Origin of the sequence: Sutcliffiella sp. NC1, assembly GCF_027594365.1 — a bacterium.
Taxonomy (GTDB): Bacteria; Bacillota; Bacilli; order Bacillales; family Bacillaceae_I; genus Sutcliffiella; species Sutcliffiella cohnii.
The window spans coordinates 1,229,357-1,250,395 of sequence record NZ_CP115153.1 but is presented as its reverse complement, the minus strand read 5'-3'; the positions used below and the strand labels follow the sequence as shown (position 1 = coordinate 1,250,395).

The following is a 21,039-nucleotide window of genomic DNA, read 5'->3' as shown; positions in this document are numbered from 1 at the left end:
TTGGATTTTTACCGAATAGATTGCATCAACATGGTGCATAAATATTATTATTCTATAATCCTTTTACTTCGTAATTTTATCATGACGAATCTTTTCTGTAAATGTAGTCCTTCTTCTACTGTAATAGTTGGTTTATACGAAATAAAATCCCAAATTATTTTGTCGTTCTCGTTTATCCAGACATCTACTTCTTTGACTGGGATATTAAGCTCTTTACTAATTATTTCCCAAGAATTTTTTTCTGGATTAGTTGCAAATAATGTGGTCTCTGTTACCTTTTCTTCCCACAAGGCAACTAACGCTTCACATAAATTTTCTATATAAAGATAATCTTTTCTTTTAATTTGTAGTTCTTGTTGTTGTTCATCGTTACGTTCTATCCGTTGAAAAATAGCCTGTTGAATAGGGGAAGATTCTGAATCCCACGGTCCAAAAAGTTCTGGAGTAATTACTGTAATATATTTATCATTCGAATTAGTTAAGTTCCTATTATTATGTTGTAATGCAGAACAAGTTACAATGACTTTTTGCACACAGTTTGATAGCTGATTAATTTGTTCTACTTCCTCTTCTGTCCACTCTTTTTCCGCACAAATAAATAAAACATCATATTCTTCTTTATCTACATTCGATTGTAAATCTTGCATCAGTGCATATTGAAAAAAAGCATTCCTACCAATTTCCATCAATTTTTCTTCTTCTGATTCCGTCCGTTTTATTATTGGATCAACCGCTAAAACATCAAATTCCTTTGAGATTAATGTTTGGCATAATTGAAAACCTATAAAGCTAGTAGCACCAACAACTATTGCACTACTCATATTTTCCACACCACCTCTTTAATAACTTCTCTCAAACATCTTATACAGTATCGTATGCAAAAACATAATAATAGTCCCTATCATCGAGAATTCGAAGTAGGGACTTTATAGCCTATGTTCATACTTACGGAAAAATTGACAAATGGAATATCCGTAACTATATCGTTTTTCAACTAAATGAAAGGTAAGTTGGATTGGACTTTGCTCTTTTTTTCTAAGTTCTTCAAATTTTTTGCAATGACGATTTGGGTCATAAATGAACCCCGTTGTCGTTTGCCATATTTTAACTGGAATAGTCGTTTTAAATTGTTCCATTTTTAGTAATTTTAGTTCATTATCCATTTGTTCTATCGGAAAGTTATATGCTTCTGCTATTTCTCGTCTCAACTTTTTAAAGAAAAACCTTCGTTCCTTTTCCTGTTCTAAATGATTCTGTAAATCTAAGCATGGGTTAATCATTGCAACCGATCTTAATTGATGAGGCATTTCCTCCATTAATTGCAAAGCTATTAAACCACCCATTCCTTCTACTAAAATATGAATTTTATCATTCAATATTTCTTGTTTAAGGACAATATGGTACAGCTGTTTTACAAAATCTTTTGCTTTTTTACTCCCCCAATTTGTACCGTACAAATTGGAATAAAAAATAGTGTACCCTTCTTCTAATAACTGAGAGATTATTCTCCTTCGGCCTAAATGCTGTATCCATAAGCTTTTTTCTTCATCTACGAAGTGGTTCGTATCTCCAAGAATGAGAACTCCAAAACCGTTAGGCTTTTCCGGTACATGTACGATATTCCATTGCCCACCCATGTAAAAAATCCTAAAATCTTTATTCATGACCATCGTGCCTCCAGCTCCATACTTGTATACTGTATGTTATGATAAAAAAAATGCTATGTTAAAGGCGAAAGTTGGATTTTTTACTTCAAATAAATGAAATGCAGACAGAAAGCTGTATGAAGACGTAGTAAATTTTATAGATACATAATTTAAGCTACGTCCTTATTAAATTGATTCGACTGTTTATTCTACATCGTGACTTAGTTCCATTTTTAAGCGTTCAATCGTTTCTTTCCCTAATGAGGTTAGATTTGTTTCTTCTTGTTCTAACAACAGCTCCAATTCTAACAATTTTTCAACATTACTCATGGAATCCAGCTCCTTTTAGAAGTTCTTCTCATTTTTACATTTATTATATGCTTTATTTATGGTAAAATATCCGAAGAATAATATTGTACACTTCAAGAAATGGAGGGGAAGATCGTTGCGTATCATTGCTACTTTATTTTGGACACTTCTTCTTGTGAACATGATTTCATATGTAGTTGCTAGTATGCAGGGGGATACATATAATTTTATTACCTCTTCTATCGTAGCCGTTATATTTGCTGGATTTGTAATGTTGATTGGTAAAGCGCTACCAAACGAACCAGTGGAGAAGCATTAATTTTTATACTTTTCTGGAACAAAAGAACTTGGCCAAGTTGGACAAGTTCTTTTGTTTGTAGAAGATATCTTCTCAAGCTTCTACATATATAGTTCTATTTTATTGTTAATTTTCCTTCTTCCAAACCAATATTTATTTGGCTATCCTCTTTTATTGCTCCACGAATTATTTCTTTAGCAAGTAGCGTTTCTACATGCTTTTGTATATATCTTTTTAAAGGTCTTGCACCATAGGTTGGATCGTATGCAGCATCAACGATATAATCTTTCGCCTCATTCGTAATAGTTAACGACATTTGCTTATCTTTTAAACGAAGCTGTAGTTCTTTCATCAATTTATCTACAATTCCTTTTATTATCGCTTTATTCAAAGGAGTAAAGACTATCGTATCATCTATTCTATTCAATAATTCCGGACGGAAATGTTGCTTTAATAAAGTAAGAACTTTTTCTTTCGCTTCCTCAAGCTCATCACTTTCTAATAAAATATGGGAACCTATGTTAGATGTCATTATAATAACAGTATTTTTGAAATCAACAGTTTTCCCTTGAGAGTCTGTTATGCGTCCATCATCTAACATTTGTAACAAGATGTTAAATACTTCTGGATGCGCTTTTTCGATTTCATCTAATAATATGACCGAGTATGGCTTTCTTCTTACGGCTTCCGTTAATTGTCCACCTTCTTCATATCCAACATAGCCTGGAGGTGCCCCAATCAACCTAGATACCGCATGTTTTTCCATGTATTCTGACATATCGATTCTTATTAATTGATCCTCACTATCGAACAATGAATGAGCTAATGCTTTTGCTAATTCTGTTTTTCCTACTCCAGTTGGTCCTAAAAAGATAAACGAGCCGATTGGGCGGTTCGGATCTTTTATACCAGCACGAGCACGAAGAACTGCATCGGCTACTAACTCAACCGCTTCATCTTGACCTATTACTCGCTCATGTAAAACTTCTTCGAGCTTTAACAGCTTTTCTCTTTCGCCTTCTACTAACTTTGTTAACGGTATGCCAGTCCACTTTGAAACAATGCTAGCAACTTCTTCTTCTGTTACTTCTTCTCGCAATAGTCGGTTTTGTTTTTCAGTCTGCGAGTTTACTTCTAATTGCTGAATTTCTTTTTCAAGGGCTGGTAATTTACCGTGTCTAATTTCTGCAGCTTTATTGAGGTCATATTTTTCTTCGGCCTCTTCTAATTCCCTTTTTAGTCGCTCTAATAGCTCTCTTTTTTCTCGTATACCTTGGATCGATTGTTTTTCGAGCTCCCATTGTGCCTGTAAATTGGATACTTTTTCTTTTAATGTAGCAATTTCTAGTTGAACTTTCTCTCTTCGCTCTATAGACACTTTGTCTTTTTCTTTACTTAACGCAGCTTCTTCGATTTCTAATTGCATCACTCTTCGCGTAATTTCATCTAATTCACTTGGCATCGAGTCAATTTCTGTCCGAATTGTTGCACATGCTTCGTCTACTAAATCAATTGCTTTATCGGGCAAAAATCGCTCTGAAATGTAGCGATCTGACAATGTAACAGCAGACACAATGGCACGGTCTTGTATCCTAACTCCGTGGTGTATTTCAAATCGCTCTTTTAAACCACGTAGTATGGAAATGGCATCTTCGGTTGAAGGTTCACGAACTAACACTTGCTGGAACCTTCTTTCTAATGCTGGGTCCTTTTCAATATATTTACGATATTCATTTAATGTTGTCGCGCCAATACAATGAAGCTCCCCTCTAGCTAGCATCGGCTTTAGCATATTTCCAGCATCCATGGCTCCTTCTGTTTTTCCTGCTCCGACAATAGTATGAAGTTCATCAATAAAAAGGAGAATGTTTCCATCACTTTTTCGCACTTCATTTAAAACAGCCTTTAAACGTTCTTCAAACTCTCCACGAAACTTCGCACCTGCAACTAGAGCACTCAAATCTAATGAAAAAATTGTTTTATCTTTTAATCCTTCTGGCACATCCTTTTTCACTATTCTTTGAGCTAACCCTTCTACAATTGCCGTTTTACCTACGCCAGGCTCCCCAATTAAAACTGGATTATTTTTCGTTTTTCTTGATAATATTTGAATGACTCTTCTTATTTCTTCGTCTCGTCCGATAACAGGGTCCAGTTTACCGCTCTTTACTTCTGCAATTAAATCTCGTCCATACTTTTTTAGCACTTCATATGTCCCTTCTGGCTGCTGAGTTTCCACTTTTTGATTCCCCCTTATCCCTTTTATTGTTTCTTCTACTTTTGAACTGGAAAGATTATACGATTTTATTATTGTTCGTAATTCATAATGATTTGTTTTTTGGACGAATGATAAGAAAAAATGTTCAACGGAAATATAAGCATCTCCCCATTTTTCTCTTAACGTATCTGCATGTTGGAATATGTGTAGTAGCTGAGGAGAGACGTGTGGTTGTTGAGATTGTTCACTTGTAATTTCTGGATTATTCAATAAAATTGTATTTACTTCCTCTAATAACTGTCTTGTGTTTACAGAGAGCAATTCTAATATTCTTGGTACTAATCCACCTTCTTCTTTCATTAAACAGTACAGTACGTGCTCAAGTTCTATTTGCGGATTTTTCTTTTCTTTGGCGAGCGCTTGTGCGTTTATTAATGCTTCTTGTAGTTTCTCTGTTAACTTATTCATCTCCATGACCAGCTTCTCCTTTGACCAATATTGACCTTAACTATATTATAAGCAATGCATAAAAAAACGACAAGAAATTAGAAGAGAGCCACCCTAACAGTAGGATGGCTTTCATAAAATCACGAGATCCTGCGGAATAAGCTCCAGTTTGTTTGGACCTGAGCGAGCCGCCTCCGCTTTTCTGACTGTCTAGCTACGGCGGCTAGGTCCGGCTCAAACTTCACTTTTCCTCCGTACGATAAGTCAACATCGGCTCTCTACGTTCGCCGTGTTTCCTTTATCTCCTACCGGAACAGTCCAGTTTGTACGGGCCTGTTCGAAGCGCCTCCGCTTTTCGGATTGTCTAGCTGCAGGGGCTAGCGGCTCGAGGTCACAAGTCAATGTCAAAGAGCGACCTGCTAGCCGGCTTGCCTTGTGCTTGTCGCCGCTAAACGAGCCCCTTCCGCTTTTCTAGTTTACGGTTTTCTTTTTCTTGCCCATACTCTGTTGTGGTTAGATGTTTCCGGGAATGTGTCTCCTGCTTTTAGAGTGACACGTTTAGGGTGAAGTACTGTACTTCCTGTTTCACCAATTTCTAAATATGTTCCATTATTCGGAGCCTTCTGTCCAGGCTTGAACTGATTGTTTTGACCCATGCTGTATCCCTCCAATATTAAGAGCGTACATATACATTTTCCCCAGTGAGCAGGTTTTTCATGAGTCTTTTTCTTTTCCGAATAAATCCAACTGTTAATCCGTTACATTTAACGCAATTTTAGCGTAGCGACTCATACGGTCTTTACTCCATGGCGGGTTGAATGTAATGTTTACATCTACTTCTTCTACGCCTTCAATTGGTTCCACTTTGTTTTTGATATCTTCTACTATTGTTCCTGCTAACGGACAACCTATCGAAGTTAATGTCATTGTAATCATTACTTTTCCATCATTAATTTCACAATCGTATAATAAACCTAAATTGACAATATCGATACCTAATTCTGGGTCATTTACCTCTTCTAATACTTCCATTACTTTATCTTTTAATTCAGCCATTTTTATTGCCTCCTTATTTTTATAAATGTTCTGCAAACCAGTTTGCCGTTGCATACATTCCTTCTTTTGAAACTTTATGACTTCCATTAGGATCTATCACTAATTTAACGTTGGATCCTTCAGGAATTGTTTCACCAAATTTTTGTATATGGTGTACTGGCACTTCTTTATCTAAAGCTCCATGCCAACAATATAATGGGCGTCCATTAAGTAGTTCCGGTTTTTTACTTAAATCGAATGGTTTTAATTGCTCTAACGCTTCAGCAATTTCTACCTCACTTAATGTTATTTGCCCCTTAAGTGCATTTAATTTTTCTAATGCAAATTGCTCGTATGAAGGAGTACCCATTAAACTAACTGCCGCTTTTATCCATGAATATTGTGTTAGGCATCCTAACGTCGTAATTGCGCCCATGGACGTACCTGCAACTCCAATTCTTGCTTCTTCTATCTTTCCCTCTTCTATATAAACTTTTCGTAACGTATTTACATCTGTAATATTTGTTAATACAATCTTCCAAAAAGTTGCTGCTAACTCATGCGGTTGTAATCTTTTTCCTCTCTCTCCGTGATAAAGGCTATCTGGTAAGACAACACGAAAACCTTTTTCAGCCATTAAATACGCATAAGAGAGATTCATTTCTTTCATACTTGTTATACCATGAAAAAAGAAAATGGTTGGGGCTTTTTCATTTTTTATGGATTGATCATAAACTTCCAATAACGGTATTTCCTTTATTTTTCGTTTTTCTATATGTATCATTACTAATCCCCCTATACGACTTTTCCTTTATAAGTGTAACATGTAGAGATTTTTTTTAAAAAAGGTTACACTTGAAATAGAAAATATTTCATAGAGCAAGGAGTAAATATGACAAATAACAAACATTTAATTGCAGTCGATTTAGATGGCACCTTATTATCCGACGATAAAAAAGTTTCACAACGTAATAAAGCAGCCTTACAAGAGGCAATGAAACAAGGTCATGAAGTAGTGATTGCAACTGGTAGACCGTTTAGAGCAAGCTATATGTATTACCAAGAAGTTGGGATGACAACTCCAATTGTTAATTTCAACGGTGCTTTTGTACATCATCCACAAAATGATAACTGGGGAACTTTTCATGAACCACTTAGCTTAGATGTTGTAAAGGACGTTATTCAAGTAAGTGAAAAATACCAAATCCATAATATTCTTGCCGAAGTAATGGACGATGTTTACTTTCATTTCCATGATGAAAAATTACTTGATATTTTTGGTTTTGGAAATCCTCGTATGGAAACTGGTGATTTAAAACAAATATTAAAGAAAGACCCTACATCTGTCCTTATCCATGCTAGTGAGGATGAGGTAGAGAAAATTAGAAAGTACTTATCTGAAGTGCATGCCGAAGTTATTGATCACCGACGATGGGCTGCCCCATGGCACGTTATTGAAATTGTTCGTTCCGGAATAAATAAAGCAGTAGGATTAAAAAAAGTTGCGGATTATTATAATATCCCGACCTCTAACATTATTGCGTTTGGTGATGAGGATAACGATTTTGAAATGATTGAATTTGCTGGAGTTGGTGTTGCGATGGGTAATGCAATTCCTCAATTAAAGGAACGAGCAAATGTTATTACGAAAACAAATGAAGAAAACGGTATTGCGCACTTTTTAGAAAAAAACTTACTATAATTTTTAAAAGAGCCATTTATTGCCCCTTATATATTTTACGATATTTCTCACACTAAGAAATGGACAACGTAGTTCATGTCCAATTGTGATAAGGGGGAATTCTACTATGGGCAGAAGCAACAAATCAAAACGCTTTGTACAACAAGGGAAAAACTCCGTTCAGCAACACGATCAACGAATTCCGTATCATCTTACGCTAGAACAATCGGAACGAAAAGCAGAAAAAATGGAAAATTCTTCGCTTGGAGGAATATAAATGAGCAATCAATTATTTCAATCCGCACGCGAAGCTGTTTATAACGTTGAACAAGTTGCAAGTTCCGGACAAGCCTCTGTACAAAATGAAATAAACGTTGCAAAAAATGCGCTATCCTCCGCATACGCAAATACAACTGAAGCTGAACAACGCCAGCTTCGGGAGCTACAAGAACGTTTAAAGAAATATGAATAATAATTAATAAAGAGTGCCAATTATTATATTGGCACTCTTTATTATTTCAGCTATTTTTGAAAAGTTGTTAAATAATTTTGAGTGGTTGTTAAGTAATTTTCGTTACTTGTTAAGTAACTTTGATATGATGTTAAGTAAATTTCCGTACCTGTTAAGTAAATTTAAAAAGGTGTTATGTAATTTTCAATACCTGTTAAGTAAATTTAAAAAGTTGTTAAGTAATTTTTAATACCTGTTAAGTAAATTTGAAAAGGTGTTATGTAATTTTCGTTAGTTGTTAAATAAAATTTCGAAACCGGGATCATATTCTCTCATACCACATAAAAACGGTTCTCCATTTTATTCTAAGAACCGTTTTTACTATTACATTTCACATATTTGGATTGAAGTTCGTAATAAATTTACATTCCCAGCCCTAGGCGAGCCACCTCCGGCCTTTCTAATCAAAATGTTCTAACGCAACATAGTATTGATTGATGATGGAGTCATCTTTGGCGCTCCGTACAAACAATATTAACGTTAAGGTACCATTCTTCGGAAGGTCTTCTTGATCGATGGAAATGTTTATCTCAAATGGAGACCAAGCTGGACCTCCTTCTGCCACCATCACGGGAGTTTCATCAATGAGGATGTTATGACCATCTTCTACCATATACATAAATTGCGCCTCGAAAACTCTCGCTTCTCCACGTACTATATACTCACCTTGCGCTCCCTCAACGGAAACATCTCGAAATGCATTATTTTCTGCTGGAACTTCTATTTTTGTTGTAGAGTATAGGGCAGCATCATTTACTTCCATTTCACTAATTTTATATGGCAAGAAATATATAAACATATCGTAACTACCTGGTGAAACTCTAGTTCCGTCCTCCCTTTTATAATCCCATACTGTTGTCCATTCTACCGACTCGCTAGCATCAATCGTAATCTGATTACCAACTGTCTTATTAGGATCATCTACTAACTTTCGGAAAACAGTGTCACCATCTTCTCTAATTACTAATTCAAAAATTTGATCGTTCAAAAACGATAAGTCTGCTTCTACTTCATTTTCATTCCGCAATTCTACTTTTATACCAACTTGTTCTGAGCTAGGGCTAGTTACGATCTCCGCCTTTAATCTATTTAAATCAACATATTCTGCTGGTAATTCTCTATCAACATCTATTATTGAACCTTCATTCGGCTCATTAGGTTGAAAGTTACAGCCGAATAGTAATAAAAAAATTAAAATTAATACTGCTAGCCACTTCATATGTACACCTCTTTTCATTCTCTTCTAAAAAAGCCGAAGATTCCAGTCGTTTGAACAATATTTGTAAAGGCTTGATCATCTACCTCTTTTATTATATGTTCCAAATCATATAACTCGTAACGAGTAATGACCATTAATAACATTTCTTTATCTTCACCTGAAAAAGCTCCTTTTGCTGGTAGCGTCGTTATTCCTCTTACCATTCTTGCATGGATAGCGTCTTTTAATTCTTTTCCTTTTTTCGTAATAATCATGGCTGTTAGTTTCTCATGTCGGGTATGGATAGCATCAATAACACGAGTAGAAGCATACAATGTAACTAATGTGTACAATGCTTTTTCCCAACCAAATAAAATACCAGCGGATAAAATGATAATAGCATTTAATCCAAAAAAGTAGGTACCAACTGGCTTGTCCTTCATTCTAGATAGTATCATTGCAATAATGTCCAGTCCACCAGTCGATGCTCCCCATTTTAATGTAATTCCTACACCAATAGCCGCTATGACGCCTCCAAACACGGCATTTAATAATATATCATCGTTCACCCGATAGATCGGTACAATCTCTAAAAATAGTGACATTAAAAATACACTTAAAAAGCTATATATAGTAAAACTCCTACCTACCTTTTTCCAAGCTAATATTGTAACAGGAATATTTAAAAGGAATAGTGTAACTCCTGTTGACACTGTAAATGGAAAATAGTCTTCTGATATTCTAAACAATAATTGCGCTACACCTGTAAAACCACTAGCATACACATCGGCAGGAATTAAGAAGAAATTCATTGCAATCGCGTTTAAAAAAGCACCGATAATAACAATTATTACTTTTTGAGCATGTTGTATAACCATCCGTATTACCTCCTATTCTATTGTTTCCCTTTTTATACATTCTTTACCCACCAATCCTTATTTTTAGCAAAAAAACCTTTCATTTTCCATATGTTAATTGTATGTTATATAATAAGAAGTCTATGAAAAGAAGGTGAAAATATTGGGAATTAAAATTATTGTTGATAGTGCTTGTGATCTACCTAAATCCTATTTAGAAGAAAATAACGTAGAATTACTTTCACTAAAAGTTTTGTATAACGAAAAAGAATACGATGATATGGTTTCTATTCAAGCGAAAGAAGTGTTCGACGCTATGCGAGAGGGTGCAGTAATTAAAACGTCACAAGCAGCTCCTACTCAAGCGAAGGAAGTGTTCGAGAACATCGCTAAGAATAAAGAAAGTGCTATTTATATCGCTTTTTCTTCTGAATTATCTGGTACATATCAAATGGCGATGTTAATGAAAAATGATGTTTTAGAGGAATATCCAGGTTTAGATGTTACCATTATTAATACGAAAGGTGCATCGTTAGGAATTGGATTAATTGTGAAAAGAGCAGTCGAACTTGCAAACATCGGGGCTTCTAAAGAAGAAATTATTGCCGAAGTAGAAAAATACGTAGCTCAAATGGAGTATGTTTTTACTGTTGACAATCTTGACTATTTAGCTAGAGGTGGGCGTGTAAGTAAAGCGTCTGCTTTCGTTGGAGGTTTATTAAATATTAAGCCATTACTTCATATGGAGGATGGGAAATTAATACCGATTGAAAAAATCCGTGGTCGCAAAAAAGTATTACGTCGCCTGGTTGACCTTATGAAAGAGCGCGGGGGTAGTTTTGAAAACCAAACAATCGCAATTAGTCACGGTGACGACGAAGAAACAGCTCTTGTTTTAAAGGAAATGATTCAAACTGAGACAGGTGCAAACGATTTTTACATTCATTCAATCGGTTCTGCTATAGGCGCACATGCCGGTCCAGGTACGATTGCACTATTTTTCTTAAATAAAAACTACTTCTAATATGTTCGTATATTTTGGGTATTCTAATCTTATCCATTCATAAAGGAGAGATGAAGATGCCACATACGAGCGATAACGATAAAAAAGCAAAAGATAATAACGCAAAACGTCAAGAGAAAAATAAACAACGTGAAGTTAATCGACAAAAAGGCGAGCGTCAATATTCTAAAAAAACGGATCACTTATAAAAAACGGAGTAGGGATTTCCCTACTCCGTCTTTCTGTATGTCCATCCTTCTTTTTGATAAACTTTTCCTTCCTTCATTAACCTACCTAAAGCTCTCTTAAATGCAGCTTTACTCATATGAAAGCGTTCTGTAATATCTTCTGGAGCACTTTTGTCACTATAAGGCATCGTACCGTTTCTCGTTTCCATATAGTCAAGTATTACTTGGGAATCTTCATCTAACGCTTCTTGTTTTCTCGGTAATAATGAAACATTAATTGTTCCATCTCTTTTTACATCGATAATTCTTCCTTCTACGATGTCACCAAGTCTCGGTTCTTCTTTTCTTTCGGAGTGATGAATAAAGCCAACATATCCTTCATTCGTAAAAATATAGCTTCCTACTTTTAATAATCGATAAATCGTTCCTTGAATATTTTTATTCAAAATCTCCTTTGGTGCAGCGACAGATTTATCTAACATAACATCATGTGTTGCAAGTTTTCCTAACAGCATCCCTCTGCGATCTGTTTTGATGCGACAAAAAAGAAGAGAACCTTCCTTCGGCCACAAACTCTCAAAAACAGGCAAATCTTCCGCTGGAATAAGCGCATCTTTTGATAAACCGATGTCGATAAATACACCTAAGTTACGTACCACTTCTACAACTTCAACCCAATCATGACTTTGATAACCTTTTGGCATATGCATCGTTGCAGAGAGGCGACCTTTTTGATCTGTATAAAGGAAAACTTTCACCGTTTCTCCAACTGTCACTTCTCCATTTACTTCGTTGCTATGTAGAAGAATGCTTTCTTCCCCATTCGTTAAACTAAATCCTAGCGGTGTTTCTCTTTCTACTTCTAGTTCTATTAAGTTTCCTACACGTAATTCCATCTATAATAACCTCTTTCATTTAATAATCATTTGTATGTAAGTTGTCCAAGTCGCTATATTTTACTATAATTTAGTATGTACATAAAGAAAAACTTCCATTGATACAGTTTTAAACAAAAATACTTTTTTATAAGGAGGAAAATTTCAATGGCAAAAGACGCTTCATTTGATATTGTTTCACAAGTTGAGTTACCGGAAGTAACAAACGCAATCTCGATTGCAATGAAAGAAATACAAACTCGTTATGATTTTAAAGGGTCCAAAAGTAATCTTTCATTGGAAAAAGAAGAAATCGTATTAGTATCTGATGATGAGTATAAATTAGAGCAATTAAAAGACGTATTAATTAGTAAGTTAATTAAGCGTAACGTTCCAACGAAAAACTTAAAATATGGCAAAATCGAAAACTCATCTGGTGGAACAGTTCGTCAAAGAGCAACTCTTGTACAAGGAATTGATAAGGACAACGCAAAAAAAATTAATACTATTATTAAAAATTCCGGTTTAAAAGTGAAAACACAAATTCAAGATGATCAAATCCGTGTAACTGGTAAAAATAGAGACGACTTGCAACAAGTCATTGCTGCTCTAAGAGAAGCACAACTAGACGTGGAGTTGCAATTTACTAACTATCGTTAAAAATGGAGCAAGGTCCAGAGTTTTTCTTCTGGACCTTATTACTTTACAGACAATCCCATATTATATTCATCTGCATACGTTCCATCTTCAAACTTAATATGCTTTTTCTTCATTCCTTCGATAACAAATCCATACTTTTCATAAACATAAATTGCTCGTTCATTTGAAGCAAATACTTCCAAACAAATTTTTTCTATTACTTCATCTTGTTTTGCCCATTCAATTAGTTTTGTAATTAATTGACTGCCAATCCCTTTATTACAATATGCTTCTTGAATGCTAATTCCAAATTGACAAAGGTGCTGCACTCTTTTTCTTGTGCTTCGCGTTGCATTTAACATTCCAACAATTTCATTATGTACTTCCGCTACAAGCACAAGGTTATTGGCACGCTTTTGCTTTTCAATCCATTGTTCTTCTTCCTCGATAGTTAGAGTAAATTCCTCAACAGTAGTTAATAAATTTCTACCTTCTCCAAATACTACCTTACTATGTTTTAATATCCCTTCTGCGTCCTCCAAAGTTGCTTTACGAATGTTAACACTACTCACTTGCAATCCCCCTTGCTTCATTCCGTTAATATTTTAAGGGTAGCATAATTTCACCATTTTTTCCTCATACTACGTTAATGATTAAATGATGGAGGTGCTTTAAAATGACAAGTTCTAATAATGAAAAGCAGACGTTACCACCTCAACAACAAAATAAACAACCTGGAATAGAGTCAGAAATGAATCCACTACCAGTTTGGGAAGATAAAAACTATAAAAGTAGCGATAAGTTGAAAGGTAAAGTTGCTATCATTACTGGTGGAGATAGCGGGATTGGTAGAGCGGTATCTGTCCTTTTTGCGAAAGAAGGAGCAACTGTTGTAATCGTTTATTTAAACGAACATGATGATGCCCAAAAAACGAAAGAAGCAGTTGAGAAACAAGGGCAACAATGTTTATTATTAGCTGGTGACGTAGGGCAAGAAGAGTTTTGTCAACACATCGTAGATGAAACGATAAAGCAATACTCTCGAATTGATATTTTAATTAATAATGCTGCCGAACAGCATCCACAGAATAGCATTGAAGATATTACAAGTGCACAACTTGAACGAACTTTTAGGACAAATATCTTTTCGTTCTTCTACCTTACCAAGGCGGCATTACCTTATATGACAGCTGGTAGTACGATTATTAATACAGCCTCCGTTACCGCATATGAAGGAAATGAAACGTTATTAGACTATTCAAGTACGAAAGGTGCTGTCGTCACCTTTACTCGTTCTTTAGCGAAACAACTAGTCACAAAAGGAATACGTGTTAACGGTGTAGCACCTGGTCCAATATGGACACCGTTAATTCCTTCTACGTTTAATAGCGAAAAAGTAAAAAGCTTTGGAGCGAACACACCGATGGGACGCCCTGGTCAACCAGTTGAATTAGCACCGAGCTACCTTTTACTCGCTAGCGATGATTCTTCTTATATGACAGGGCAAATGTTACATATAAATGGTGGAACTGCAGTTAGTGGGTAATTAATATATAAAAAGCTAGTCTCTTTAGGATCGGACTAGCTTTCCACCATTTCCTTGTTAAATTGTTGACATGTTTGTCTTACGATCATTTTATGCGGTATCGTAATTCGTTTTATCGGTTCGTCTGAGTCAGAAACAATATCAATCAATGTTTTAGTCGCTTGGAATCCGAGTTGATAAATATTTATATCTACTGACGTTAAAGGTGGCCTCGAGACTTCTGAAAGTAATAAATTATTAAAGCTAACAATGGAAATTTGCCCTGGGACACTAATACCCATTTCATGTAGCGTATTTAAAATACCTAATGCCATTAAATCGTCAGCAACTACTAAAGCAGTAGGCGGTTCATCTAAAGACAGTAATTCTCTAATTGCTTCCTGTCCACCTTCTTTTAAAAATTCTTCATGAACGATATATTCATCTTTAAACGGAATACCAACATTCCTTATCGCTTTTTCATAACCTAATAAGCGATCGATTGTTACAACTAAGTTCACACTTCCTCCTACAAAGGCGATAGATTGATGACCTAATTTTATTAAATGCTCCGTCGCTTCCTTTGCAGCTCGATAATTATCATTATCTACGTGAGTAATTTCCTCTTCATGTGTAAAAGGTTTTCCTACTACAACAAAAGGAAATTTATTTTTTACTAAGTACTTTAAAACCTTATCTTCCACTTTCGAATATAATAAAATGATTCCGTCCACTCTTTTACCTTGAACCATTTGTATGACACCGTCTAAAATTTCATCATCTGTTACACCTGTCGACAACTGAATAGCATACTGCTTATGATGAGCAGCAGTACTTATCCCACGTAACACTTCTGGGAAAAAGGGGTTTTGAAACGTCTTATCTACAGCTCCAGGCATTACTACCCCGAGTACTTTCGTAGATTGATTCGCTAAACTTCTCGCAATGAAATTCGGATGATACCCGAGTTCTTTCATCGCTTCCCTAACTTTCCTTTTTGTTTTCTCACTAATACGAGGGCTATTAGCTATGACTCGTGAAACAGTTGAAGGTGCTACATTCGCTACTTTAGCTACATCTTTAATCGTAACTGCCATGCACGAACCTCTCCCTTTCGTATAACCCCAATAGTTTTTAGATTTTTCTATATAGTACAATATATAATTTAGAAAGCATACAATTATTTTTTCCTTTTTGCACAATAACTTCGTTGGTTGATTTTGTAAAACAACGACCAGTTAGTACCTGGTAATAAAAGAATCAAGCTTAGCAATGAGTTGCACACGCTTTCATTTTTAGTCCTCTAATCATAAACATAAAAATCTTCCACAATTTACATGAACGGAGCAAACGAGAATTTGCTCCGCCATCTTTTTATTCTTTACTTTTCTTTTTTCTTCTTCTCACTAAGAAAATAACAAGTGCTGCAAAACCACCGTAAATAAATACCATTGTGCCGAGGAATAAATAGTTTAATCCTGAATCTTCAGTTACATTATAGATTTCAACCATATCACGATCTAATCCTACTTTATATACTCCATTAGTAGAACGAATTAGTTCGTCATTTAAAAAGCCTCTAAGCTCCTTGTTTTCACCGATAACTTCTTCTGGAATGTCACCAATTTTTGTTCCTGTTGAATTATTAATCGCAATTATGGCCATTTCGTCTTCATATTGTCTTTTAAAAATGGCGTATCCGCCGTCATCATGAAGTAACTCGAAAGTACCCTTCGTTAACGCTGGATGCATTTTACGAATTTCTGCTAATCGACTAATATATTCAATTAACTCTGTATCCGCACGGAATGTCATACCACGTCTATTATCTGGGTCTTCCCCGCCATCTAACGCAATTTCCGTACCGTAATACATAATAGGTATACCTGGTGCTGTATATAAGTAAGATAAAGCTAGTTTTATTCGAGTTACTGGATATTCTTCATTTCTTAACGCTACTCTAGTAAAGCGTTCTACATCATGATTATCAATAAATGTCCCTAACATATGGGGATTAGAAAAATATGTTGAGTTATGAGCATAGATTGTTTCTAATCTTCCTAGTGATTCGTTAGGTTTAGAAAAAACACGAGAGATTTCGTTATATAATGCAAAATCAACAAACGAATCGATCCCTGTCTCTTCATAAGCAGCTACATATCTTGGATCTGTGTCCCATACTTCTCCAATTAAGAAGAAGTCTTCTTTTACCGATTTCACTTCTTTCGTAAACTCTTCCCAAAATGATTTTGGTACATGTTTCACTGTATCGAGTCGATAACCGTCTATATTTGTTTCTTCAATCCACCATTTCGCCATATCAAATAAATATTCTCTTACTTCAGGGTTGTCCTGATTTAAGTCAGGTAACCCGTAAATCCAGCCTCTTTCTACTTGCTCTTGGTTAGTCCAATCAGAAATGTTCCGATTCGGGTTAAACCAATCTTCCTTTTCAGGATCATTTAACCATTCATGTTCATATCCTGTATGATTCACGACTAAATCCACGATGACTTTTATATCGCGTTTATGTGCTTCTTCTACTAATTGCTTAAACTCTTCTAACGTTCCGAAATGCTCTTCTACTTCATAAAAGTCTTCTGCCCAATATCCATGATAGCCACCGGGTTCATTTTTCACGATAGGAGTTAACCAAATAGCCGTAAAGCCCATATCACTAATATAATCTAATCGGTTCATAATTCCTTTAAAGTCTCCACCGTGGTATGCTTTTGGATCATTTCGGTCTACTTCATAATCGTTACTCGTATCCCCATTATTCCATCGGTCAGTCATAATAAAATAAATAATCTCATCTTGCCATGCATGTTCTTCCTTTTCCGCTTGTACACTAGGAGCGTTGAAGCTAGAAAAAAGAAGAAACGGAACGAGAATGAGCAATAATACTCTTTTCTTCATTTCCGTTTCCCTCCTTTACAATCGTTTTTATAGTCCAATAACGATTATATACTATTAACCTTTCGTTCCACCAGCCGTTAAACCTGAAATGAGGTAACGTTGTAAAAATAAGAATACTAACGCAATCGGTATAGCAATTAAAATCGAACCTGCAGCAAATCTTGTAAAATTGTTTGCAAACTGGTCAGCAATAAAGTTGAATAAACCTAATGCTAAAGTGTAATTTTCAGGATTTCTTAAAATAATTCGTGGCAGTAAGAAATCAGTAAATGGTGCCATGAAATTAAATAGTGCTACAACTGCTAAAATCGGTTTCGCTAGTGGTAACATTATTTTAAAGAATACTCCGAAATGTCCTGCTCCATCCATTCTTGCTGCTTCATCCAGTTCTTTCGGAATTGTATCGAAATACCCTTTCACTAACCAAGCGTTAAACGGAATTTGTCCACCTACATAAATTAATATTAATCCTGTTAAAGTATCTAATAACCCTAACATGTTTAATAAAATGTACAACGCAACCATCGCCATTAAAGCTGGGAACATTTGAAGTAGTAAAAATGCATACAAACCATATGTTCTACCTTTGAAGCGATAGCGAGAAAATGCATATGCAACAAAAGCTGTTATTACTACAGAGAAAAACGCATTTGCGATCGCTACGATTACACTGTTTTTATACCATATTAAATAATCACTATTTGGATCCGTAAACAACCATTTGTAATGCTCAAAAGACCAGTTTTCTGGAATAATGGAAGCACTATATAAGCTTGTACCAGGGTTTAATGAAATACCAATTGTCCAAAGCAATGGATAGGCAATGATTAAGGCCATAAATCCGATGAATAGATAAATTAATGACACTTCAATCCGCGATTTTAATTTTCTGCTCATTAGATATTGCCCTCCTCTTTAAACGAACGAGTTCGACGGAATTGGAAGAAAGCAAATCCTGCAACAATAAGTCCTAGTATAATCGAGATTGCTGCTGCCATATTGTAGTTAAATGACTCGAACGTAAGTTTATATACCCAAGAGATTAGAATGTCCGTACCACCGGCATCTTGACCACGAACAGCTGGGCCACCTTGGTTGAATAAGTAAATAATATTAAAGTTATTAAAGTTTCCAGCATATTGCATAATTAGTAGTGGTGCTGTTGCATAAAGTACGTGTGGTAACGTAATGAAACGGAACTTTTGGAAACGTGTTCCGCCATCCACATCAGCAGCTTCGTACCAATCTTTCGAAATACTTTGTAGAACCCCAGTAAATAGAGCGAAAACGAACGGGAATCCTAACCAAGTTTGAATCATTATTAATGCTACTTTTGCCCAAAATGGGTCTGTTAACCACGGAATCATAATATTAAATGTACTTAAAATCTCATTATTAATTGCTCCGTAACGATCGTTAAACATTGCTGAGAAGATTAAAATGGTTACGAACGCTGGTACAGCCCAAGGTAAAATTAAAATCGTACGAATTGTACGTTTGAATTTCACACGTGGGTCATTTACGATTAATGCTAAAAATAACCCTAAGGCCACTTGTAACGTTGTTGCAACTAATGTCCAAGTAATCGTCCAAGCAAATACGCTAAAGAACGTATCTTTCCAAAGTGGTAACGATACCAGGTCTATGAAATTTTGAAACCCTACCCAGCTTAATAAGTTTCTTGGTGGGGAATTGTATAAGTTGTAATCTGTAAATGCTAATGAAACCATGAACAATAAAGGTAATACTACAACAAATAATAATAGTAGTAGCCCAGGAATAACCATGAAATATGGGAATCCATTGTCATAAAACTTTTTTAACGCATCTTTAACGGTTGGATTCGGAATCCCTTGTTTTATGTTTTGTGCATTTTTCTTTGCATCTAAAATATTAAAAATATAGAGAGTACCGAAAATAACGACAACAATAACGGATACTAACCCTTGTATAAGTAAAAAGACGGAGTGGTCTACCATTGGAATTTCACCTAGCGTAATTAAACCCCAAAATCCAATGTTGATAAAGTCAAAGAATGTAATTAAAAATGATGCCTGTATAACGATAAAAAGAATACCTTTCAAATATCTGCGGTTATAAATTTGTCCTAACCCTGCAAATAAAATAGAAAGGATCATGGCTAACGTTGGGTTATGCTTACTTGTTTTTGCTGATAGTTCGCCAGACATTTTAGATCCTCCTTTAAAGAATAATAGTGGATAGAACGGAGTGTTCGCTCCCTTCTATCCACCTTTCTGTATTACTTAGTTGCCTCCACCACTAGCTTGGATACGATCTTTAATTTGTTGTACTGCTTCTTCAAGCACTTCTTGTGGATCGTCACCATCAGCAATGAAACCTAATGCGTTTGCCACTGGCTCCCAAACTTGAGACATTTGTGGGATGTTAGGCATAGGCTGGCCGTATTGTGTTTGTTCAGCAAAAGCAGCCATAATTTCGTCGTTTACGATTTCATCACTCTCTAATGCTGTTTGTAATGCAGGCATTTCTCCAGCCATTTCATAATATTTCATTGCATTTTCATGCTTCGTAATAAATTTCATTAAGTCTACAGCCCATTCTTGGTTTTTAGAATAAGCGTTTACAAACCAAGCTTTAACACCTACGAAAGAAGGAGCAACTGTTCCATCTAATTCTGGAAGAGTAGTGGAACCTAATTTATCTCCAAGCGCCTCTTTGTACTGTGCTATTCTCCATGGACCTGTTAAAACAGCAGCGATATTACCATTTTGGAATTGGTCATTCATGAAGTCATCCGTAATAGAACGGTTCATATAGTCGTTCGCATACCAAGTTTGGATAAGTTCTCCACCTTTAACAGCACCTTCATTATCTAAACCGATGTTAGCTGAATTAAAACCATCTTCTGTAATTTCAAATACATAACCACCGTATCCAGAAAGGAATGGGTATGTGAAATAGAAATCTGTAGCGTTCATTACGAAACCAAATTTGTTATTAGCTGCATCTGTTTGAGCTTCTGCAACTTCCATTAATCCTTCAATTGTTTTAATTTCTTCTTCAGAAACTAAATCTTTGTTGTAGAAAATACCGTAAGTTTCAATAACTTGTGGTACTCCATAAACTTCTCCATCAAATGTTAAAGCATTGATAGCTGTTTCGCTATAAAGGTTAGCATCGTCACCTAAGTCTACTGGAGCTGCGATACCTTTAATAGCCATATCACCTAAACGGTCATGAGGTTGGTAAAATACGTCTGGACCTCTTCCAGCAGCTGCATCTAACTCAAGAGCATCTAACTGATCAAGCATAGACATTTTAGTCATTTTAACTTCAATACCTGTTTCTTCTTCATAAGCTTTTAAAATTTGCTCTAATGCTGCACTTTGCTCATCTTGGTCGTTAACCCAGATAGCTAGTGATTCGGGCTTGTCTGTACCCTCTGTAGTCGTGCCTTCTCCACCATTATTCGTTCCTTCGTTTGTGTCACGTTGTGGTCCACAAGCTGCAAGAACACCTAATGTAAGAATAGCAACCATCATCATCGCTAAAAACTTTTTCATTTTGACCCCTCCGTCATTAAAAAATGATTTCTAATATATTTTGTACAAACGTTTGCACTTTCATGAAGACGAATTTAATCGCTTACATTAGTTAGTGAAAACGATTGCATAACTTACACTTTTAATTATACATGCTTTTGCCCAA

At 35.5% G+C, this 21,039-nt stretch carries 24 protein-coding genes; 8 read left to right on the top strand and 16 right to left on the bottom strand.

What is annotated here, in order from left to right; genetic code table 11:
• Window positions 1-47: 47 nt before the first annotated feature.
• The 3 genes from O1A01_RS06280 to O1A01_RS06270 all read right to left on the bottom strand — a co-directional run bounded on the left by O1A01_RS06280 (window position 48) and on the right by O1A01_RS06270 (window position 1,976).
• Window positions 48-821, bottom strand: coding sequence for a Rossmann-fold NAD(P)-binding domain-containing protein (locus tag O1A01_RS06280; RefSeq protein WP_066416673.1), 774 nt, complete (start codon window positions 819-821; stop codon window positions 48-50).
• A 105-nt stretch (window positions 822-926) separates the two neighbouring features.
• Window positions 927-1,664: an alpha/beta fold hydrolase gene (locus O1A01_RS06275; protein ID WP_066416674.1), complete on the bottom strand. Its 738-nt coding sequence runs from the start codon at window positions 1,662-1,664 to the stop codon at window positions 927-929.
• A 186-nt stretch (window positions 1,665-1,850) separates the two neighbouring features.
• Window positions 1,851-1,976, bottom strand: coding sequence for a hypothetical protein (locus O1A01_RS06270; protein ID WP_268874275.1), 126 nt, complete (start codon window positions 1,974-1,976; stop codon window positions 1,851-1,853).
• Window positions 1,977-2,091: 115 nt separating this feature from the next.
• Here O1A01_RS06270 and O1A01_RS06265 point away from each other — a divergent pair, with 115 nt between their 5' ends.
• Entirely contained in the window at window positions 2,092-2,274 is a 183-nt protein-coding gene (locus O1A01_RS06265) for a YjzD family protein (RefSeq protein WP_066416675.1), read from the top strand.
• Window positions 2,275-2,368: 94 nt separating this feature from the next.
• Here O1A01_RS06265 and clpB read toward each other — a convergent pair whose 3' ends face one another.
• The 4 genes from clpB to O1A01_RS06245 all read right to left on the bottom strand — a co-directional run bounded on the left by clpB (window position 2,369) and on the right by O1A01_RS06245 (window position 6,737).
• Window positions 2,369-4,945: an ATP-dependent chaperone ClpB gene (gene clpB / locus O1A01_RS06260; protein ID WP_270065802.1), complete on the bottom strand. Its 2,577-nt coding sequence runs from the start codon at window positions 4,943-4,945 to the stop codon at window positions 2,369-2,371.
• 449 nt (window positions 4,946-5,394) lie between these two features.
• Window positions 5,395-5,574, bottom strand: a complete 180-nt coding sequence (locus tag O1A01_RS06255; RefSeq protein ID WP_066420074.1) for a YjzC family protein — start codon at window positions 5,572-5,574, stop codon at window positions 5,395-5,397.
• Between the two features lie 94 nt (window positions 5,575-5,668).
• Entirely contained in the window at window positions 5,669-5,974 is a 306-nt protein-coding gene (locus O1A01_RS06250) for a metal-sulfur cluster assembly factor (RefSeq protein WP_066420075.1), read from the bottom strand.
• 19 nt (window positions 5,975-5,993) lie between these two features.
• The gene (locus tag O1A01_RS06245; RefSeq protein WP_270065801.1) at window positions 5,994-6,737 is read right to left on the bottom strand and encodes a prolyl oligopeptidase family serine peptidase; all 744 of its coding nucleotides are present in this window, start codon (window positions 6,735-6,737) and stop codon (window positions 5,994-5,996) included.
• Between the two features lie 108 nt (window positions 6,738-6,845).
• On the opposite strand from O1A01_RS06245, the gene O1A01_RS06240 reads away from it, so the two are divergent.
• The 3 genes from O1A01_RS06240 to O1A01_RS06230 all read left to right on the top strand — a co-directional run bounded on the left by O1A01_RS06240 (window position 6,846) and on the right by O1A01_RS06230 (window position 8,106).
• Entirely contained in the window at window positions 6,846-7,655 is an 810-nt protein-coding gene (locus tag O1A01_RS06240) for a Cof-type HAD-IIB family hydrolase (protein WP_066420077.1), read from the top strand.
• A 106-nt stretch (window positions 7,656-7,761) separates the two neighbouring features.
• The gene (locus O1A01_RS06235) at window positions 7,762-7,911 is read left to right on the top strand and encodes a hypothetical protein (RefSeq protein WP_169714868.1); all 150 of its coding nucleotides are present in this window, start codon (window positions 7,762-7,764) and stop codon (window positions 7,909-7,911) included.
• Window positions 7,912-8,106, top strand: coding sequence for a DUF3813 domain-containing protein (locus O1A01_RS06230; protein WP_066420078.1), 195 nt, complete (start codon window positions 7,912-7,914; stop codon window positions 8,104-8,106).
• 439 nt (window positions 8,107-8,545) lie between these two features.
• Here O1A01_RS06230 and O1A01_RS06225 read toward each other — a convergent pair whose 3' ends face one another.
• The gene (locus O1A01_RS06225; RefSeq protein ID WP_066420079.1) at window positions 8,546-9,364 is read right to left on the bottom strand and encodes a Gmad2 immunoglobulin-like domain-containing protein; all 819 of its coding nucleotides are present in this window, start codon (window positions 9,362-9,364) and stop codon (window positions 8,546-8,548) included.
• Window positions 9,365-9,378: 14 nt separating this feature from the next.
• Window positions 9,379-10,221, bottom strand: a complete 843-nt coding sequence (locus tag O1A01_RS06220; protein ID WP_066420080.1) for a YitT family protein — start codon at window positions 10,219-10,221, stop codon at window positions 9,379-9,381.
• Between the two features lie 142 nt (window positions 10,222-10,363).
• On the opposite strand from O1A01_RS06220, the gene O1A01_RS06215 reads away from it, so the two are divergent.
• The gene (locus O1A01_RS06215) at window positions 10,364-11,224 is read left to right on the top strand and encodes a DegV family protein (protein ID WP_270065800.1); all 861 of its coding nucleotides are present in this window, start codon (window positions 10,364-10,366) and stop codon (window positions 11,222-11,224) included.
• 26 nt (window positions 11,225-11,250) lie between these two features.
• On the top strand, window positions 11,251-11,412 hold the full coding sequence (locus O1A01_RS06210; RefSeq protein WP_270066382.1) for a DUF3941 domain-containing protein: 162 nt from the start codon (window positions 11,251-11,253) through the stop codon (window positions 11,410-11,412).
• Window positions 11,413-11,432: 20 nt separating this feature from the next.
• Here the strand turns inward: O1A01_RS06210 and O1A01_RS06205 are convergent, their stop codons facing one another.
• A complete protein-coding gene (locus tag O1A01_RS06205; RefSeq protein WP_270065799.1) occupies window positions 11,433-12,287 on the bottom strand; it encodes a CvfB family protein in 855 nt (284 codons plus the stop codon).
• Window positions 12,288-12,434: 147 nt separating this feature from the next.
• On the opposite strand from O1A01_RS06205, the gene O1A01_RS06200 reads away from it, so the two are divergent.
• Window positions 12,435-12,926: a YajQ family cyclic di-GMP-binding protein gene (locus tag O1A01_RS06200; protein WP_270065798.1), complete on the top strand. Its 492-nt coding sequence runs from the start codon at window positions 12,435-12,437 to the stop codon at window positions 12,924-12,926.
• A gap of 38 nt (window positions 12,927-12,964) precedes the next feature.
• Here the strand turns inward: O1A01_RS06200 and O1A01_RS06195 are convergent, their stop codons facing one another.
• Entirely contained in the window at window positions 12,965-13,477 is a 513-nt protein-coding gene (locus O1A01_RS06195) for a GNAT family N-acetyltransferase (RefSeq protein ID WP_270065797.1), read from the bottom strand.
• Between the two features lie 104 nt (window positions 13,478-13,581).
• Here O1A01_RS06195 and O1A01_RS06190 point away from each other — a divergent pair, with 104 nt between their 5' ends.
• Window positions 13,582-14,451, top strand: a complete 870-nt coding sequence (locus O1A01_RS06190; RefSeq protein ID WP_270065796.1) for an SDR family oxidoreductase — start codon at window positions 13,582-13,584, stop codon at window positions 14,449-14,451.
• 35 nt (window positions 14,452-14,486) lie between these two features.
• Here O1A01_RS06190 and O1A01_RS06185 read toward each other — a convergent pair whose 3' ends face one another.
• From O1A01_RS06185 to O1A01_RS06165, 5 genes are all read right to left on the bottom strand, one after another.
• The gene (locus O1A01_RS06185) at window positions 14,487-15,527 is read right to left on the bottom strand and encodes a LacI family DNA-binding transcriptional regulator (RefSeq protein ID WP_270065795.1); all 1,041 of its coding nucleotides are present in this window, start codon (window positions 15,525-15,527) and stop codon (window positions 14,487-14,489) included.
• 277 nt (window positions 15,528-15,804) lie between these two features.
• Entirely contained in the window at window positions 15,805-17,349 is a 1,545-nt protein-coding gene (locus O1A01_RS06180) for an alpha-amylase family glycosyl hydrolase (protein ID WP_270065794.1), read from the bottom strand.
• Window positions 17,350-17,403: 54 nt separating this feature from the next.
• On the bottom strand, window positions 17,404-18,246 hold the full coding sequence (locus tag O1A01_RS06175; protein ID WP_270065793.1) for a sugar ABC transporter permease: 843 nt from the start codon (window positions 18,244-18,246) through the stop codon (window positions 17,404-17,406).
• Window positions 18,246-19,538: a carbohydrate ABC transporter permease gene (locus tag O1A01_RS06170; RefSeq protein ID WP_066420094.1), complete on the bottom strand. Its 1,293-nt coding sequence runs from the start codon at window positions 19,536-19,538 to the stop codon at window positions 18,246-18,248. Before O1A01_RS06170 ends, O1A01_RS06175 begins: the two co-directional genes overlap by 1 nt.
• Window positions 19,539-19,613: 75 nt before the next feature.
• Window positions 19,614-20,894, bottom strand: a complete 1,281-nt coding sequence (locus O1A01_RS06165) for a sugar ABC transporter substrate-binding protein (protein WP_066420096.1) — start codon at window positions 20,892-20,894, stop codon at window positions 19,614-19,616.
• Window positions 20,895-21,039 lie beyond the last annotated feature (145 nt).

Bases quoted from the DNA above. Each gene is read 5' to 3' on its own strand.
- O1A01_RS06235 (WP_169714868.1), top strand. From the start codon at position 7,762: ATGGGCAGAAGCAACAAATCAAAACGCTTTGTACAACAAGGGAAAAAC.
- O1A01_RS06250 (WP_066420075.1), bottom strand. From the start codon at position 5,974: ATGGCTGAATTAAAAGATAAAGTAATGGAAGTATTAGAAGAGGTAAAT.
- O1A01_RS06185 (WP_270065795.1), bottom strand. From the start codon at position 15,527: ATGGCAGTTACGATTAAAGATGTAGCTAAAGTAGCGAATGTAGCACCT.
- O1A01_RS06240 (WP_066420077.1), top strand. From the start codon at position 6,846: ATGACAAATAACAAACATTTAATTGCAGTCGATTTAGATGGCACCTTA.
- O1A01_RS06165 (WP_066420096.1), bottom strand. From the start codon at position 20,894: ATGAAAAAGTTTTTAGCGATGATGATGGTTGCTATTCTTACATTAGGT.
- O1A01_RS06280 (WP_066416673.1), bottom strand. From the start codon at position 821: ATGAGTAGTGCAATAGTTGTTGGTGCTACTAGCTTTATAGGTTTTCAA.
- O1A01_RS06190 (WP_270065796.1), top strand. From the start codon at position 13,582: ATGACAAGTTCTAATAATGAAAAGCAGACGTTACCACCTCAACAACAA.
- O1A01_RS06255 (WP_066420074.1), bottom strand. From the start codon at position 5,574: ATGGGTCAAAACAATCAGTTCAAGCCTGGACAGAAGGCTCCGAATAAT.
- O1A01_RS06245 (WP_270065801.1), bottom strand. From the start codon at position 6,737: ATGATACATATAGAAAAACGAAAAATAAAGGAAATACCGTTATTGGAA.
- clpB (WP_270065802.1), bottom strand. From the start codon at position 4,945: ATGGAGATGAATAAGTTAACAGAGAAACTACAAGAAGCATTAATAAAC.
- O1A01_RS06270 (WP_268874275.1), bottom strand. From the start codon at position 1,976: ATGAGTAATGTTGAAAAATTGTTAGAATTGGAGCTGTTGTTAGAACAA.
- O1A01_RS06205 (WP_270065799.1), bottom strand. From the start codon at position 12,287: ATGGAATTACGTGTAGGAAACTTAATAGAACTAGAAGTAGAAAGAGAA.
- O1A01_RS06175 (WP_270065793.1), bottom strand. From the start codon at position 18,246: ATGAGCAGAAAATTAAAATCGCGGATTGAAGTGTCATTAATTTATCTA.
- O1A01_RS06225 (WP_066420079.1), bottom strand. From the start codon at position 9,364: ATGAAGTGGCTAGCAGTATTAATTTTAATTTTTTTATTACTATTCGGC.
- O1A01_RS06230 (WP_066420078.1), top strand. From the start codon at position 7,912: ATGAGCAATCAATTATTTCAATCCGCACGCGAAGCTGTTTATAACGTT.
- O1A01_RS06180 (WP_270065794.1), bottom strand. From the start codon at position 17,349: ATGAAGAAAAGAGTATTATTGCTCATTCTCGTTCCGTTTCTTCTTTTT.
- O1A01_RS06170 (WP_066420094.1), bottom strand. From the start codon at position 19,538: ATGTCTGGCGAACTATCAGCAAAAACAAGTAAGCATAACCCAACGTTA.
- O1A01_RS06275 (WP_066416674.1), bottom strand. From the start codon at position 1,664: ATGAATAAAGATTTTAGGATTTTTTACATGGGTGGGCAATGGAATATC.
- O1A01_RS06220 (WP_066420080.1), bottom strand. From the start codon at position 10,221: ATGGTTATACAACATGCTCAAAAAGTAATAATTGTTATTATCGGTGCT.
- O1A01_RS06200 (WP_270065798.1), top strand. From the start codon at position 12,435: ATGGCAAAAGACGCTTCATTTGATATTGTTTCACAAGTTGAGTTACCG.